The organism is Solidesulfovibrio carbinolicus (genome assembly GCF_004135975.1).
GTDB classification, from domain to species: Bacteria; Desulfobacterota; Desulfovibrionia; order Desulfovibrionales; family Desulfovibrionaceae; genus Solidesulfovibrio; species Solidesulfovibrio carbinolicus.
The window spans coordinates 3761617-3776145 of record NZ_CP026538.1; the positions used below are offsets into that span (position 1 = coordinate 3761617).

Below are 14529 nucleotides of genomic sequence, written 5' to 3' on the forward strand. Positions count from 1 at the left end.
GGCATGGAATTTCCCCATTGTCAGGCCGTGCCCCTGGCCGGCGCGGCGGTGCTGCCGCCGGTGCTGTTTCGGCGCGAAATTCTGGCCCGGGTGGACGCCGGCTGGCGGATGCTGGCGCTTTTCGGTCTGCCCTGCCCGGGCGGCGTCGGACTGTGCTGCCTGCTTGGCCGCGACGCCGACGGCCGGCTGGCGTTTTTGCGCCAGGTCCCGGCCGAAAGCTATCCGTCGCTCACCCCGGACTGCCCCCAGGCCCATCTGTTCGAGCGCGAAGTCCATGAACAGTGGGGCATCGTCCCCCAAGGCCATCCCTGGCTCAAGCCGGTGCGCTTCACCGGCTGCCCGGCCCGGCCCGAGGAACCCCGTCCGGCCCCGGGCGTGACCGACCATTTCCGTCTGCGCGGCGAGGAAGCCCATGAAGTGGCCGTGGGGCCGGTCCATGCCGGCATCATCGAACCCGGGCATTTCCGCTTCCAATGCTCCGGCGAGGACGTCTACCACCTGGAGATCAGCCTGGGCTTCCAGCATCGGGGCATCGAGGCCCGGCTTATCGGCGGCCCGGACAAGCGCACCATCCATTTCATGGAGACCCTGGCCGGCGACACCACCATCGGCCATAGCCTGGCCCACGCCGCCCTCGTGGAGGCCCTGACCGAAACCGCCGTGCCGGCCCGGGGCCGGGCCATCGCCCGCATCGCCCTGGAGCTGGAGCGCCTGGCCAACCACACCGGCGACCTCGGGGCCATGGCCGGCGACGTGGGCTACCAGCCCACCATGGCTTACTGCGGCCGCATCCGGGGCGATTTCCTCAATCTCACCGGGCTTGTCTGCGGCAACCGCTTCGGCCGGGGGCTGGTGCGGCCCGGCGGCGTCGCCTTTGATCTCGACAAGCCGACCATCCGCGAGCTGCTCTCGCGCCTGGAGCTGACCCGCCGGGCGGCCTTTGGCGCGGCCGAGCTGCTGTTTTTGTCCTCCACCACCCTGGCCCGGTTCGAGGGCACGGGGCGGGTCAGCGCCGAAACGGCCCGGGAAATCGGGCTGGTGGGGCCGCCGGCCCGGGCCTGCGGCCTGCCCCGCGACGCCCGCCACGCCTTCCCCCTGCCCGGGGCCGGCCCCAAGGACATCCCCATGCAGCTCCACGACTTCGGCGGCGTCTACGCCCGGGCCTTGGTGCGGCGGCTGGAGATGGAAGCCTCCCTGGACTTCATCCACGACGCCCTCATCGGCCTGCCCGAGGGACCGGTGCGCCAACTGCCCGCAGGCGGGCTGCCGGGCGGCATGGTGGCCGTGGGGCTGACCGAAGGCTGGCGCGGCGAAATCTGCCACGTGGCCGTCACCGGCGACGACGGCCGGTTCGCCGCCTACAAGGTGGTCGATCCGTCCTTCCACAACTGGTTCGGCCTGGCCGTGGCCCTGCGCGGCCAGCAGATTTCCGATTTCCCCCTGTGCAACAAGAGCTTCAACCTGTCCTATTGCGGACATGATCTCTAGGACCGGCGCCTATGCTCAATATCCTGCTTGAACGCCTGCGCCAGGGAAAGCGCACCGTGGCTTTCCCCGCCGCCATGCCGCCGCTGCCGCCGCGTTTTCGGGGCCTGCCGGTCCTGGCCGAGTCGCCCTGCGCCGCAGGCTGCGCCTCCTGCGCCGGGGCCTGCCCCACCGGGGCGCTGGGGGCCGATGAACAGGGCCTCTACCTGGACCTGGGCCGCTGCATCCTGTGCGGAACCTGCGCCGAAGCCTGCCCGGGCCGGCGGGTCAGCTTCTCGCGCGACCACCGGCTGGCCTCTTCCACCCGGGACGGGCTGGTGCTGCGCCCGGGCGGCCGGCTGCCCCATGTCGCGCCCCTGGAGCCGGCCCGGCGCAAGCTCTTCGCCAAATCCCTGCGCCTGCGCCAGGTGAGCGCCGGGGGCTGCAACGCCTGCGAAGCCGACACCAATGTGCTCACCACCATCGTGTTTGACCTCGGGCGCTTTGGCATCGATTTCGTGGCCTCGCCGCGCCACGCCGACGGCGTGGCCGTCACCGGGCCGGTGACGCGCAACATGCTGGAAGCCACGCTTGGAACCTTCGCCGCCGTGCCCGATCCCCGGGTGGGCATCGCCATCGGGACCTGCGCCATTTCGGGCGGGCTTTTCGACGGCAGCCCCGAGACCACCGGCGGGGCCACGCCCCATCTGCCGCTCGATCTCTATATTCCGGGCTGCCCTCCCCATCCCCTGACCATCCTCGACGGCCTGCTGCGGCTTTTGGGGCAGCAGACGCCGCCGCCGACGGCCTAAGCGGACTGGCGAGAGTTGCGAAACGGCCCGAAAGGGTGCAAAAGGGAGGATCGGCGCACCCATCCGGTGGACCCGCAACCAACTGCCAAGGAGTCGAAATGCCCACCGCCACGAATTTCACGCTCTTTAGCGGCGGCGCCCAGGGCGCTGAAGCCGAATTCGGAAGACAGGCCGAGCGCTACGGCGTCGCGGAAGTCAATTTCACCTTCGAAGGCCATCGCATCGACCGCACCCGCGGCATCCGCGTGCTGACCAGCGAGGAGCTGGAGAAAAAAGACGTCAGCCTGACCTACGTCTCCAAACTGCTCGGCCGCAAATTCAGCAACGGCCCGCAGATCCGCATGGTGCTGCGCACCATCATGCACCAGATCGACGCGGGGCTTGAGATCTTCGTCGTCGGCACGATCCTGGAAGACGGCACGGTCACCGGCGGCACGGGCTGGGGCGCGGAATTCGCCAAGATCTGCAACAAGCCGCTGCATGTCTTCTGCCAGGAGAAGCAGGCCTGGTTCAGCTGGGAGCATGGGGCCTGGAAAGCCGGCGGCGAGCCGGTCATCACCCACACCCATTTTACCGGCACGGGAACCCGCTTCCCCAACGAGGCCGGCCTGGCCGCCATCGACGGCCTTTTCAAACGTACTTTCGGCTAGCGCCGACCACGCGCCACGCGAAACAGATAGCCCCGGCGCGCCTTGGAAGGCGCGCCGGGGCTTTATCATTGCGATACGGCGGACTTCCGCCCCCCTCTACCCCTTTTCCCCTTTGGGGGGGCCGGGGGCCTCAGGCCCCCGGCCGCCGGAGGCACTCTTCTCTTTACCTTCCTAACATTTATCCAAATTTTCCAGTCGCACGTCCGCCATCTCCCGCCCCAGGAAGCGTTGGCCGATTGCCTGGAACCGGTGGGGCATGTCGGTGACGTGGAAGCTGTGGCGCGGCGAGGGGCCGGCGTGGCGCAGGCCTTTTTCGTCGAGGATGGCGGCGGCGCGCCGGGCCACGGCCGTGGCCGAGTCCTGCAGGCGCACGGATGGGCCGACGACTTCGGCCAAAAGCGGGGCCAGCAGCGGATAGTGGGTGCAGCCCAGGATCAGGGTGTCGAGGTTTTCGGCGGCCAGGGGGGCCAGGTATTCGGCGGCGATGAGGCGCGTGGCCGGGTGGTCGGTGAGGCCTTCCTCGGCCAGGGGGACAAACAGCGGGCAGGCCTTGGCCACGGTGTGGACGTCCGGGCCGCCAAGGCGGGCAAGCGCCTGTTCGTAAGCGCGGCTGGCTACGGTGGAAGGAGTGGCGATGATGCCGATCCGCCGGGTGCGGGTGGCGGCCAGGGCGCTGGTCGCTCCGGCGTCGATGACTTCCAGGACCGGCACGGGAGCGATGTTTGTTATGGCCGGCAGGGCCACGGCGGCCATGGTGTTGCAGGCGACGATGAGGAGCTTGACGTTTTTTTCGAGCAAAAACCGGGTGATCTGGGCGGCGTAGCGGGCCACGGTGTCCGGGGATTTGACGCCGTAGGGAACGCGGGCGGTGTCGCCGAAGTAGACGACCGGTTCGTTGGGCAAAAGATCCATGACGGCGCGGGCCACGGTGAGGCCGCCGACGCCGGAGTCGAAGATGCCGATGGGGGAGTTGTTGTCGTGCACGGGGTGTCGCCCTTGGGGGAATTACGTCCGGGGCATGCCGGGCGCAGGGCGGTTGGAACGCCGACAGGCGGCGGCGTCAAGCCTTTTTTCGCGCTGCCTCGGCCCGCCTGTCCAGGGCGCGCTTCATGGCGTCGAGCATTTCCGCGACCTTGACCGGCTTGGCCAGATGGTCGTCCAGGCCGGCTTCCAGGAAGCGTTCGCGGTCGCCGGCCATGGCGTAGGCGGTGAGCGCGACGATGGGCACCTGGGGATCGAAAAGGCCGTCGGCGTTTTCGCGGATGCGCCGGGTGGCCTCCAGGCCGTCCATGACGGGCATCTGGATGTCCATGAGGATGATGTCCACGGGCTGGGAATCCCTGGTGGCCAGGACGTCCAGGGCTTGCTGGCCGTTGTCGGCCGTGCGCACGACGTAGCCGACCTTTTGCAGCATACGCTGCGCGGCCATGCGGTTCATGGGGTCGTCCTCCACCACCAAAGCGACCTGGCCGGAGGCGACGACGGCCTGCCCGACATTCCCGCAGGGGACCTGGGCCTGGTCCGGGAGCGGGATCAGGGGGATGACCGCCCGCATGGACGTGCCCTGGCCTTCGACGCTGCACAGGTGGATGCGTCCGCCCATGAGTTCGACCAGGCGTTTGACGATGGCCAGCCCCAGGCCCACGCCGCCCTGGGGGCCGGCGGCGGGGTCGGTCTGGACAAAGGGCGAAAACACGCTGTCGAGCTTGTGGCCGGGGATGCCCCGACCGGTGTCGGCCACGACAAAAACGACGTCGCATGGCGCGCCTTCCCGGGGCTGGCTGTCGGGATCGCCGAGGAAAACGGCCACGTGGACGAAGCCGGAGTCGGTGTATTTGACGGCGTTGCCGACGAGATTGAGCAGGATCTGGCGCAGCCGGACGTCGTCGCCCATAACGCGCCGGGGGAGCCCCTGGGCCAGATCGACGCTCAGCGCCAGGTTCTTGTTGCGGGCCATGGGACCGAAAACGTCCAGGACAGCCTGGCGGATGTCCTCCAGCTCAAAGGCGGTCTGCTGCAGAACCAAGGCTCCGGACTCGACCTTGCTGAGGTCGAGGATGTCGCCGAGCAGGCGGCTTAAGCGTCCGGCGGCCCGGCCGGCCATGGCGACGTATTCCTGTTGCTCGTCGGTGAGCGCGGTGGTCTCCAGCAGCTGGAGCATCCCCACGACGCCGTTTATGGGCGTGCGTATCTCGTGGCTCATGTTGGCCAGGAACTCGCTTTTGGCCCGGCTGCCGGCGTCGGCCATTTCCTTGGCCCGGCGCAGTTCCTGTTCGTATTGGTATTGTTCGGTGACGTCGCGGTTGGAGCCGCGCCGTCCGAGGTCCTCGCCGCCGGGGCCGATGATGCGGCCGCAGACGTGGGCGATGTGGGCGACGCGGCCGTCGGCGCGCAGGATGCGGAAGTGGAGTTCCTCGTGGACGGCCTCCAGGGCCTCCGGAGTGTCGAAATGGGCGTCCCATCTGGCCCGGTCCTCGGGATGGATGAGGTCGCGCACGGCCAGGGAGCCCGGGCCGAGGAAGGCTTCGGGCGGATGGCCCGAGACGCGGACGCAGGCCGGCGAGACCCAGCGGCACTTGCCGTCGGGGCCGTCCCAGAATTCCCAGTCATGGGAATTGTCAGCCACGATGCGGAAAATGTGTTCCCGCTCGGCCAGCCGGGCTTCGGCCTGCTGGCGGGCATCCTCAGCCAGACGGCGTTCGGCGGCCCGGGCGGCCAGCAGGTCGGCGGCGCGGGTGAACGCCTCGCCCACGGCGGCGGTTTCGGCCAGTCCGAAGCGCCGCCGCGGCAGGGGCAGGCCCTGGCCCAGGGCTTCGGCCGCCGGAACGAGGGCGTCGATGGAGCCGGCGATGTGCCGGGCCAGGGACAGGGCCAGCAAAAATCCGCCCAGGGACAGGGCCAGGACGCCGCCGCCGGTCCACCACAGCCAGCCGCGCACCTCGGCCAAGAGCACGCTACGGGGCACGGCCACGGCCACCCCCCAGCCCGAGCCCTCGGCTTGGTCGTAGGCGGCCAGGGCCGGCTCGCCGTCAAGGCGGATGGCCTCGTAGGCGGGAACGTCGCCCTGGGGCAGCGACAACCCGTCCAACAATTCGCCGGCCGGCCGGCCGGCCCAGGTTTCGGGCTGGCCGGCCCGGGCGGCCACCACGCCGGCGGCGTCGATGACGGCGGCGGTCCAGCCGGCGGGCAGGAGTTCCGTGGTCAACATTTGGTCGAAGCGGGCGACCGGCACGGTCATGGCCAGGTCGTAGCGCACGGCCGCGCCGTGCCAGACCGGCATGTCGAGGCTGACGAGGTAGCGGCCGGTGACCGCGCCGCGAAAGAGGTTGCTGATGCCGGGTCGGCCGGTTTCAAACACGCGGCGCACGCTCTCGCGCACGGCCCGCTTGGGCAGGGGCGCGCCTTCGGGCAGATAGGAATTGAAAATCTGCTGTCCGGAGGCCTCGGCCACGATGACGTCGGAGGAGGGGTAGCCGGCGAGCAAGGTTTTCACTTGTCGCCGAAACACGGCGAACTCGCCGGTCTGCAGGGCCGGGGAGGTGGCCAGGCCTTCGGCGGCGGCCAGCAGGATGGCAAATTCGCGGTCCACGGCCAGGGAGAGGTTTCGGGCGACCTCGGCCATGTGGGTCTGTATCTGGTTTTTTTTGGCCTCGTAGGCGTAGTGGACGAGGTAGGCGGCGCACAGCCACACGGGCAGGACGCAGGCGGCGACGAGGCCGGCAAGGTGGAGCCGCAGGGAGCGCGGGGGGGGGGTGGGAGCGGTCATGGGCCTATCCTGCTGGCGCGGCGCGGGCGCGGGAGTCTTCTGTTCTCCGAGTATAAGCACGGAAGGCCGCATCCTGTCCATGCGCGCGTCGGGCCTCGACCTGATTGGGGCGTTTCGACGGGCTGTCCGTCGCCTGGGGACCAGGGACGCGGGAAAGGCGGCGCGGCGTTTTTGTCCGTCGCGGCGGCAGTGCGGCCGGGCTCATCCGGGAACCTGTCGACCGGGATTGGCCGGGCTGCAAATCGTGCACAATTGCAACATAGTGCAAATACGCAACACAACTTGCCGAGCAGCTTTCGGCAATTTCCGACAAACATTGAAGGGATTGTACTGAAATCGATGCAAATTCGCAACGCTCACCCGCTATCCACAAGCCCCCCGCTCTAAATCGCCAGGCCAAAAACTCCTCAACAACTTTTAATAACGCAATACCAGTATGTTACGCCTAAAAGCCGAACGCTTGTCCAAAAAGTAGCATACATCTTGCTGCACACGCCTGCCACGCTTTGCATGTTGCGATTTTGCACTGCCCCACCCGCCGGAGGCAGGCGTCCGGCACATGCGCCTGGCTCTCGGCCGCACTTCGCCCACGCCACCCCCCCGGCGTCGGCCGCGGCCGGCCCTGGCGGGATCGTCGCGCTTGTCGGGTTGGCGCGACGCATCCCCCGTGCGGCCCGGCTTGTCGTTACAAACCCGACCGTGAACTCCGAAGAACGCCATCCGCCGAAAAAGGAGATCATTGATGGAGCCCTGTCTGGCCCCCGCCCTGGCCGAAACCGCCAAGTTCGAAAAACTGTGCGGCATCCTCGACCGCTACGACCGCCACCCCGCCCGGCTCGTGCCCATCCTCCAGGCCCTCCAGGAGGAGTACCGCTACCTGCCCCAGGAAGTGCTGTCCTACGTCGCCACCTCGCTGCGCATCCCCGAAGCCAACGTCTTTGGCGTGGCCACCTTCTACGCCCACTTCGCCCTGGAGCCCAAAGGCAAGTACGTCGTGCGCCTGTGCGACGGCACCGCCTGCCACGTCAAACAGTCCATCCCCATTCTGGAAGCCCTGCGCGCCCGCCTCGACCTCACCGAGGCCAAGGCCACCACGCCCGACATGCTCTTCACCGTCGAAACCGTGGCCTGCCTCGGCGCTTGCGGCCTGGCTCCGGTCCTGGTCATCAACGAGGACGTCTACGGCCAGATGACCCCCCAGCGCGCCGTGGACCTCATCGACGCCATCCGCGCCAAGGAGCTGCAATAATGGAAGGCCCCATCCTCGATCCCCAACACGCCGCCGCCCCCGAGGCCGCCTCGGGCGGTCGCCGCGTCATCGTCTGCGCCGGCACCGGCTGCGTGGCCAACGGCTCCAAGAAGGTCCTCGACGCCCTGGAAAAACACATGGGCGAGGCCGGCCTCGACGTGGTTTTAGAATTTCGGCCCGAAGGCCATGGCGACGGCGTGCGCGTCTCCCACAGCGGCTGCCAGGGCTTTTGCCAGATGGGACCGCTGGTCACCATCCTGCCCGAGAACATCCTTTATACCAAGGTCACCGCCGACGACGTCCCCGAAATCGTCGCCGAGACCCTGGTCGGCGGCAAGGTCGTCGAGCGCCTGCTCTACGTCGAGCCCCGCACCAAGGAAAAGTGCCTGGGCCCCGACCAGATTCCCTTCTACCAGCGCCAGACCCGCACAGTCCTTAAAGAGTGCGGCTTCATCGACCCCGACGACATCCGCGAATACGTGGCCCACGGCGGCTACGCCGCCGCCCGCAAGGCCTTCGCCGACATGGACGCCAAGGGCGTGTGCGACGTCGTCAGCCAGTCGGGCCTGCGCGGACGTGGGGGCGGAGGCTTCCCCACCGGCCGCAAGTGGGAAGCCGCCCGGGTCCAGGCCAACCCGAAAAAGTACGTCATCTGCAACGGCGACGAGGGCGATCCCGGCGCGTTCATGGACAGAAGCCTCATGGAAGGCAACCCCCACTGCGTCATCGAAGGCATGATGATCGCCGCCCGGGGTATCGGGGCCGACGAAGGCTACATCTACGTGCGGGCCGAATACCCCCTGGCCGTTAAGCGCATGCGCAAGGCCGTGGCCGACGCCGAAGCCGCCGGCTATCTCGGCGACAACCTCTTCGGCTCGGGCCAGTCCTTCCGCCTGGAAGTCATGGAAGGGGCCGGGGCCTTCGTGTGCGGCGAGGAAACCGCGCTTATCGCCTCCATCGAAGGCCTGCGCGGCATGCCCTCGCCCAAGCCGCCCTTCCCGGCCCAGCAAGGCCTGTGGCGCAAGCCCACCATCATCAACAACGTCGAGACCCTGGCCCAGATTCCCCGCATCGTAAGCGAAGGGGCCGCAGCCTACCGTGCGCTCGGCACCGAGACCTCGCCCGGCACCAAGACCTTTGCGCTCACCGGCCACGTCTCCAACACGGGCCTTATTGAAGTGCCCTTTGGCGCGACCCTGCGCGAAGTGGTGCTCAACATCGGCGGCGGCGTCACCGACGACCGGGGCTTTATTGACGAAAAGGGCTTCAAGGCCGTGCAGATCGGCGGCCCGTCCGGCGGCTGCCTGACCCCGGACCTGCTCGACCTGCCGCTGGACTTCGACTCCCTGCGCTCGGTGGGGGCCATGGTCGGCTCCGGGGGCCTGGTGGTCATGAACCAGAAGACCTGCATGGTCAGCGTGGCCCGGTTCTTCATGGAGTTCACCCAGCGCGAGAGCTGCGGCAAGTGCGTGCTGTGCCGTGAAGGCACCAAGCAGCTGCTGGCCCTTCTGGACGACGTCATCGAAGGACGCGGCACGGCCGAAACCCTCGCCCTGCTCGAAACCCTGGGCCACGCCGTCCAGGTCGGCTCCTTGTGCGGCCTGGGCAAGACCGCGCCCAACCCGGTGCTCTCGACGCTCAAGCACTTCCGCAAGGACTACGAAGAGCACGTCTTCGAGAAGCGTTGCAGCGCCGGCCGCTGCAAGGCCCTGGCCATGCCGACCATCAACGCCGCCCGCTGCAAGGGCTGCCGCCTGTGCGTCAAGGCCTGTCCGGCCGGAGCCATCACCGGCGAGAAGAAACAGCCCCACGTCATCGACGAAACCTTGTGCATCAAGTGCGGCGCCTGCGCCACGGCCTGCAAGTTCGGCGCGGTGGAGGGAATCTAGCCATGACCATGGACCAGCAATTCGTCACCGTCGAAGGCCGCGCCATCCCCATCGAGGGCGAGCGCAACCTTCTGGAAATCATCCGCAAAGCCGGCATCGAGCTGCCGACTTTTTGCTACCACTCCGAACTGTCCGTGTACGGGGCCTGCCGCCTGTGTCTGGTGGAAGTGGCCGGACGCGGCGTCCAGGGCGCCTGCTCCACCCCGCCCGAACCGGGCCTGGACATCAAGGTCAACACCCCGCAGCTGCGGGAAATCCGCAAGATCGCCGTGGAACTGCTTTTGGCCAACCACGACCTGAGCTGCCCCAGCTGCTTTAAAAGCGTGGACTGCAAGCTCATGGACGTGGCCCGGCGCGTAGGCGTGACCAGCGTGCGCTTCAAGCCCGTGCAGGAAAAAGCGCCGCTCGACTTTTCCTCGCCGTCGATCATCCGCGACCCCAACAAGTGCGTGCTGTGCGGCGACTGCGTGCGCATGTGCTCGGAGATCCAGGGCATCGGGGCCATCGGCTTTGCCCATCGCGGCCATCAGACCGCCGTGTTGCCGGCCTTTGGCAAGGGCCTGGGCGAAGGCGAGTGCGTGGGCTGCGGTCAGTGCGCCAACGTCTGCCCCACCGGGGCGCTGGTGCCGCGCAGCGAAATGGACGAAGTGCTCACCGCCCTGGCCGATCCCACCAAGACCGTCGTGGCCCAGGTGGCCCCGGCCGTGCGCGTGGGCCTGGGCGAGTGTTTCGCCAGCCCGGCCGGCGATCCGGTCATGGGCCGCATGGCCGCGGCGCTTAAGCGCCTGGGCTTCGACGCCGTCTACGACACCACCTTCGCCGCCGACCTCACCGTCATCGAGGAAGGGCAAGAGTTCCTCACCCGCGCCGCCGCCGGCGAGAAGCTGCCCCAGTTCACCTCCTGCTGTCCCGGCTGGGTGCAGTTTGCCGAGCAGTCCTTCCCGGAACTGCTCCCCAATCTGTCCTCCTGCCGCTCGCCCCAGCAGATGTTCGGCTCCCTGGTCAAGGAGATGCTGCCCGAAAAGCAGGGCATCGCCCGCAAGGACCTGATCGTGGTCTCCATCATGCCCTGCACGGCCAAGAAGTTCGAGGCGCGCCGGCCGGAATTCGCCGTGGACGGCTCCCCGGACGTGGACTTCGTCCTGACCACCCAGGAACTGGCCCGGATGATCGACGGGGCCGGCCTGCGGTTTAACAACCTTGAGCCCGAATCCCTGGACATGCCCTTTGGCTTCGGCACGGGCGCTGGCGTCATCTTCGGCGCGTCGGGCGGGGTCACCGAGGCGGTGCTGCGCTTTGCCGCCGAGAAGATCACCGGCAAGACCCTGGCTTCGGTCGATTTCGCCGAAGTGCGCGGCGAGTCCGGCCTTCGCGAGGCGACCCTGGAAGTGGGCGGCAAGACCCTGCGCCTGGCCATCGTCCATGGCCTGGCCAACGCCCGGGCCGTGGCCGAGCAGGTCGTGGCCGGCAACAGCGAATACGACCTCATCGAGGTCATGGCCTGCCCCGGCGGCTGCATCGGCGGCGCGGGCCAGCCCGTGCCCAAGGATCTGGCCGACCGCAAGCGCCGCACCAAAGACCTCTACCAGTGCGACAAGACCTTCCCGCTGCACAAGGCCCAGGACAACATGTTCGTCACCGAGTGTTACGACAAGTTCCTTGGCGACGTGGGCGGGCACAAGGCCCATTCCTTGCTCCACACCCACTACCAGAGCCGCCGCCGCGTCAGCGACGAGACCCTGGTGCTCCTTAGCGGCGATCCGGCCCAGACCAAGGTCCGGGTGCGGGTGTGCCTGGGCACGAGCTGCCACCTGCGCGGCGCTCAGGACATCCTGACCGGGATGCTCAAGCACATCGTGGAAAACGGCCTGGAAAACGCCGTGGACGTGCGGGCGTCGTTCTGCTTCGAGCAGTGCGCCAAGGGCCCCACCGTGGAGATGGACGGCGAAGTGATGACTCACTGCACCCTGGATAGCGTGCTGGCCGCCCTGGACGCGCACCTGCGCAATCCCCTGCCCCAGCCCACCAAGCCCAGCGCCGGCTGCGGTTGCGGCTGCGGCAAGTAGTTTAATAAGCGACAAAGATGATTGAAAAAGGGCCGGCCCGTGAGGGTCGGCCCTTTTTCACGTGCTTATTGCAGAGCCTATGCATTGACATTGATTTTCATTATCGCTACTACCCCAGCATCACCCAGGCGGTCCGCGCCCCGGCCTCCCGGCCCGCGCCGCCGCTCCACCCGGAGGTCGCCATGCTGTCGCAATCTTCCATCTCGTCCAAAGGACGTACTACGACCTGGGCCAGCCGCTTCCTCGGCTCCGCCCGGCGCGAACCGGCCGGCGGCGCAAGCCGCGAACAGTCCGACTTCGCCGACGCCAAAACCCCGCAACCGTCCGACGCCGCCGGGGCCAAATAGCCCCGTGCCGCGTCCCGCTGTCCGACCGCGCGGCCCCACGTGCTTCGGCCTCTCCCCCGGGCCGGCGCGTCGCCGCGTCGGGTCGGCCGCCATGGAGACATCGCCATGACCACCATGCAATTCCCCTTCGGCGATCAGGCCGAATGCATCGAGAAACTGCTTGCCGCCTACCGCTACCGGCCCGTGGTCAACCACCGGGGCCAATGGTACTATGAAACGCGCCTGGCCTGGCGCGGCCGGCTGGTGCTGTGCCGCTTGGGAACCGCCGACCTGTCGCGGCTGCCGGCCGACCTCTACGGCGAAGTCTGGTGCGGCTACTACGACGCCGCCGAGCCCGACGCCATGCTCGACGACGCCGTCCACGCCAACATCTTCGCTTTCGTCAAGAATGTGCACATGGCCGAAGCGGCCTAGAAAAACTAGACGATGACGGTCGTTGGGCGGGGCACGGCCGGGAAGGCCGCCCCAAGGCTCAAACGGCGCAGGACAGGGCCAGCGGCAACTCCACGGTGAACGTCGTGCCGGCCTCGGAAGTGGCAAACCGGATGTCGCCGTGGTGGTCCTCGACGATGCGCTGGCATACGGCCAGCCCCAGGCCCGTGCCGGATTCCTTGGTGGTGCAAAAAGGATCGAACACCCGCTCGCGCATGGCCTCGGGGATGCCGCCGCCGGTGTCGGCCACCGTCAGCCGGGCTCGGTCATCGACGATCTCCGCCGTTACCGTGAGCGCGCCGCCGCACTCCATGGCCTCGGCCGCGTTCTTGAGCAAATTGAGCAGCACCTGTTTGATGCGCGCCGCGTCGTGGGGCACGGCTCCAAGCCCCTCGCCGATCTCCGTCGTCACGGCAATGCCGCGCGACTCCATGGCCCCGGCCATGATCGCCAACGACTCGCGCACCGTGGCGGCCAAATCGCGCGGCTCGATCTGCGGCGGAGCCGGCCGGGTAAAATCGCGCACTTCGGTCAAAAGCGTCTCCAGCCGCTTGGCTTCGGATTCGATGATGCCGAGCTTTTCATAATCCGCGCCGTCTTCCGGCACATGCCGCCGCACCTGGTTGGCGAAGCCGCCCATGAGCATGAGCGGATTTTTGATCTCGTGGGAAAGCCGCGCCGCCGCCTCGCCGATGGCCGCGAACCGGGCTTGGCGGATGAGTTTTTCCTGAGCGCCCAAGAGTTCGCGCCCGGCCTTGTCGCGCTCCTCGCGCAGCCGGCGCGACCAGCGCAAGGCCAGATGCACCGTGGCCACGAACATGGCGAAAACCACCACCTCGAAAAGCCCGACAATGGCCCACTCCCGCACCATCAGCCGGCCGATGAGCCCCTGTACTTCGTCCTCGGGCGCGGCCAGGGCCACGGCCCAGCGGTTGCCCGGGTCCTCGGCCCCGCCAAGAAGCGCCGGACAAAAGGCCACGAACTTTTTCACCGGCCCGATCTCGCCCCGGTGCCAGCCTGAAACGTACCAGTCCATGCCGCGCTGCCCGGCCATGACCCGTTTGTCGATAAGCCAGGTCAGCCGCGACCAGTCGATGGACGGGTCGCGCTGCCGGCGCACGTCCAGGGATTCCCGGCCGATGAATTCCGCCTCGTGGTGGTCCAGAAAATAACCGGCGTCGTCCAGGACCCAGGCGTAGCCGGTCTGGCCCGAGCGCACGTTGTGGGCGTAGCGTTGGGCCACGGCCAGGGCGTCCACGACCAGCACCAGCCCGCCCACGGTCCCGTGTTCGTCGGCCAGGGGCATGGTCATGGCCATGAGCCGCCGCCCGGCCAGGGGGCCAGCCTGGGGCGCATAGACGCGCGTCAGCTTGATCTGCCCCAGCTTCGCGCCGTCGCCAAAGGCCTCGGCGCAGGCTTCGGGACACAGCCCGGCCGTGTCGATCTCCCGGCCGGAAGCGTCGTAAAAGACCGGCGTCGCCGCCCCGGGGGCCAAGACCCCAAGAGCCGCCACGTTCCATTCGGCAAAAATGCTGTAATAAGCCGGCATGGCCAGCCACGGCCGGCCGTCGGAGGCCGTGCGCTCACGCCACATAAGCGACAGGCTGTCCAGGCAGGTGCGTAAAAACGCGAAGTGATCGCCGATGTCCGCGGCGATCTGCTGGGCCAGAATAAGCTGCTGGTGGTTGAACTGGTCCGTGACCACGGCCTCGATGTCCGTCTTGGCCCGATACCCCATGCCGGCGATGGCCAGGGTCAGGGCCACGAACAACAGGCACGCGGCCAGGATGTGCTTGCGGGTCATGGGCCGCCTCCAGCTTTATCCCGCCTACCTGATTTCCTCCGTACCCGCAA

11 protein-coding genes are annotated in these 14529 nt (G+C 68.0%); 8 read left to right on the top strand and 3 right to left on the bottom strand.

The window, feature by feature from the left end:
* The first annotated feature begins 3 nt into the window (after positions 1-3).
* From C3Y92_RS16805 to C3Y92_RS16815, 3 genes are all read left to right on the top strand, one after another.
* Complete coding sequence (locus C3Y92_RS16805; RefSeq protein ID WP_129354497.1) at positions 4-1488, top strand: hydrogenase large subunit; 1485 nt, start codon at positions 4-6, stop codon at positions 1486-1488.
* Between the two features lie 11 nt (positions 1489-1499).
* The gene (locus tag C3Y92_RS16810) at positions 1500-2276 is read left to right on the top strand and encodes an NADH-quinone oxidoreductase subunit B family protein (RefSeq protein WP_129354499.1); all 777 of its coding nucleotides are present in this window, start codon (positions 1500-1502) and stop codon (positions 2274-2276) included.
* Between the two features lie 98 nt (positions 2277-2374).
* Positions 2375-2926 (top strand): hypothetical protein, encoded by a 552-nt coding sequence (locus tag C3Y92_RS16815; protein ID WP_006920143.1) that lies wholly within the window; start codon positions 2375-2377, stop codon positions 2924-2926.
* 171 nt (positions 2927-3097) lie between these two features.
* Here C3Y92_RS16815 and murI read toward each other — a convergent pair whose 3' ends face one another.
* Both murI and C3Y92_RS16825 read right to left on the bottom strand, forming a co-directional pair.
* A complete protein-coding gene (gene murI / locus C3Y92_RS16820; RefSeq protein WP_129354501.1) occupies positions 3098-3910 on the bottom strand; it encodes a glutamate racemase in 813 nt (270 codons plus the stop codon).
* Positions 3911-3986: 76 nt separating this feature from the next.
* Positions 3987-6692 (bottom strand): response regulator, encoded by a 2706-nt coding sequence (locus C3Y92_RS16825; RefSeq protein ID WP_129354503.1) that lies wholly within the window; start codon positions 6690-6692, stop codon positions 3987-3989.
* 742 nt (positions 6693-7434) lie between these two features.
* Between C3Y92_RS16825 and C3Y92_RS16830 the strand changes: the two genes are divergently transcribed.
* The 5 genes from C3Y92_RS16830 to C3Y92_RS16845 all read left to right on the top strand — a co-directional run bounded on the left by C3Y92_RS16830 (position 7435) and on the right by C3Y92_RS16845 (position 12657).
* On the top strand, positions 7435-7941 hold the full coding sequence (locus C3Y92_RS16830; protein ID WP_129354505.1) for an NADH-quinone oxidoreductase subunit NuoE family protein: 507 nt from the start codon (positions 7435-7437) through the stop codon (positions 7939-7941).
* Positions 7941-9830 carry an NADH-ubiquinone oxidoreductase-F iron-sulfur binding region domain-containing protein gene (locus tag C3Y92_RS16835; RefSeq protein ID WP_129354507.1) on the top strand — a complete coding sequence of 630 codons (1890 nt, stop codon included), beginning with the start codon at positions 7941-7943 and terminating at the stop codon, positions 9828-9830. Before C3Y92_RS16830 ends, C3Y92_RS16835 begins: the two co-directional genes overlap by 1 nt.
* 2 nt (positions 9831-9832) lie before the next feature.
* The gene (locus C3Y92_RS16840) at positions 9833-11896 is read left to right on the top strand and encodes a [FeFe] hydrogenase, group A (protein WP_235669519.1); all 2064 of its coding nucleotides are present in this window, start codon (positions 9833-9835) and stop codon (positions 11894-11896) included.
* Positions 11897-12078: 182 nt separating this feature from the next.
* The gene (locus C3Y92_RS21195; protein WP_165352136.1) at positions 12079-12243 is read left to right on the top strand and encodes a hypothetical protein; all 165 of its coding nucleotides are present in this window, start codon (positions 12079-12081) and stop codon (positions 12241-12243) included.
* 105 nt (positions 12244-12348) lie between these two features.
* On the top strand, positions 12349-12657 hold the full coding sequence (locus C3Y92_RS16845; RefSeq protein WP_129354509.1) for a hypothetical protein: 309 nt from the start codon (positions 12349-12351) through the stop codon (positions 12655-12657).
* Between the two features lie 58 nt (positions 12658-12715).
* Here C3Y92_RS16845 and C3Y92_RS16850 read toward each other — a convergent pair whose 3' ends face one another.
* On the bottom strand, positions 12716-14479 hold the full coding sequence (locus tag C3Y92_RS16850) for a sensor histidine kinase (protein ID WP_129354511.1): 1764 nt from the start codon (positions 14477-14479) through the stop codon (positions 12716-12718).
* Positions 14480-14529: the final 50 nt, after the last annotated feature.

What these genes read in the sequence shown, in the direction of transcription:
- C3Y92_RS16835 (WP_129354507.1), top strand. Translation starts at nt 7,941, where the DNA reads ATGGAAGGCCCCATCCTCGATCCCCAACACGCCGCCGCCCCCGAGGCC.
- C3Y92_RS21195 (WP_165352136.1), top strand. Translation starts at nt 12,079, where the DNA reads ATGCTGTCGCAATCTTCCATCTCGTCCAAAGGACGTACTACGACCTGG.
- C3Y92_RS16850 (WP_129354511.1), bottom strand. Translation starts at nt 14,479, where the DNA reads ATGACCCGCAAGCACATCCTGGCCGCGTGCCTGTTGTTCGTGGCCCTG.
- C3Y92_RS16810 (WP_129354499.1), top strand. Translation starts at nt 1,500, where the DNA reads ATGCTCAATATCCTGCTTGAACGCCTGCGCCAGGGAAAGCGCACCGTG.
- C3Y92_RS16845 (WP_129354509.1), top strand. Translation starts at nt 12,349, where the DNA reads ATGACCACCATGCAATTCCCCTTCGGCGATCAGGCCGAATGCATCGAG.
- C3Y92_RS16840 (WP_235669519.1), top strand. Translation starts at nt 9,833, where the DNA reads ATGACCATGGACCAGCAATTCGTCACCGTCGAAGGCCGCGCCATCCCC.
- C3Y92_RS16815 (WP_006920143.1), top strand. Translation starts at nt 2,375, where the DNA reads ATGCCCACCGCCACGAATTTCACGCTCTTTAGCGGCGGCGCCCAGGGC.
- C3Y92_RS16825 (WP_129354503.1), bottom strand. Translation starts at nt 6,692, where the DNA reads ATGACCGCTCCCACCCCCCCCCCGCGCTCCCTGCGGCTCCACCTTGCC.
- C3Y92_RS16805 (WP_129354497.1), top strand. Translation starts at nt 4, where the DNA reads ATGGAATTTCCCCATTGTCAGGCCGTGCCCCTGGCCGGCGCGGCGGTG.
- C3Y92_RS16830 (WP_129354505.1), top strand. Translation starts at nt 7,435, where the DNA reads ATGGAGCCCTGTCTGGCCCCCGCCCTGGCCGAAACCGCCAAGTTCGAA.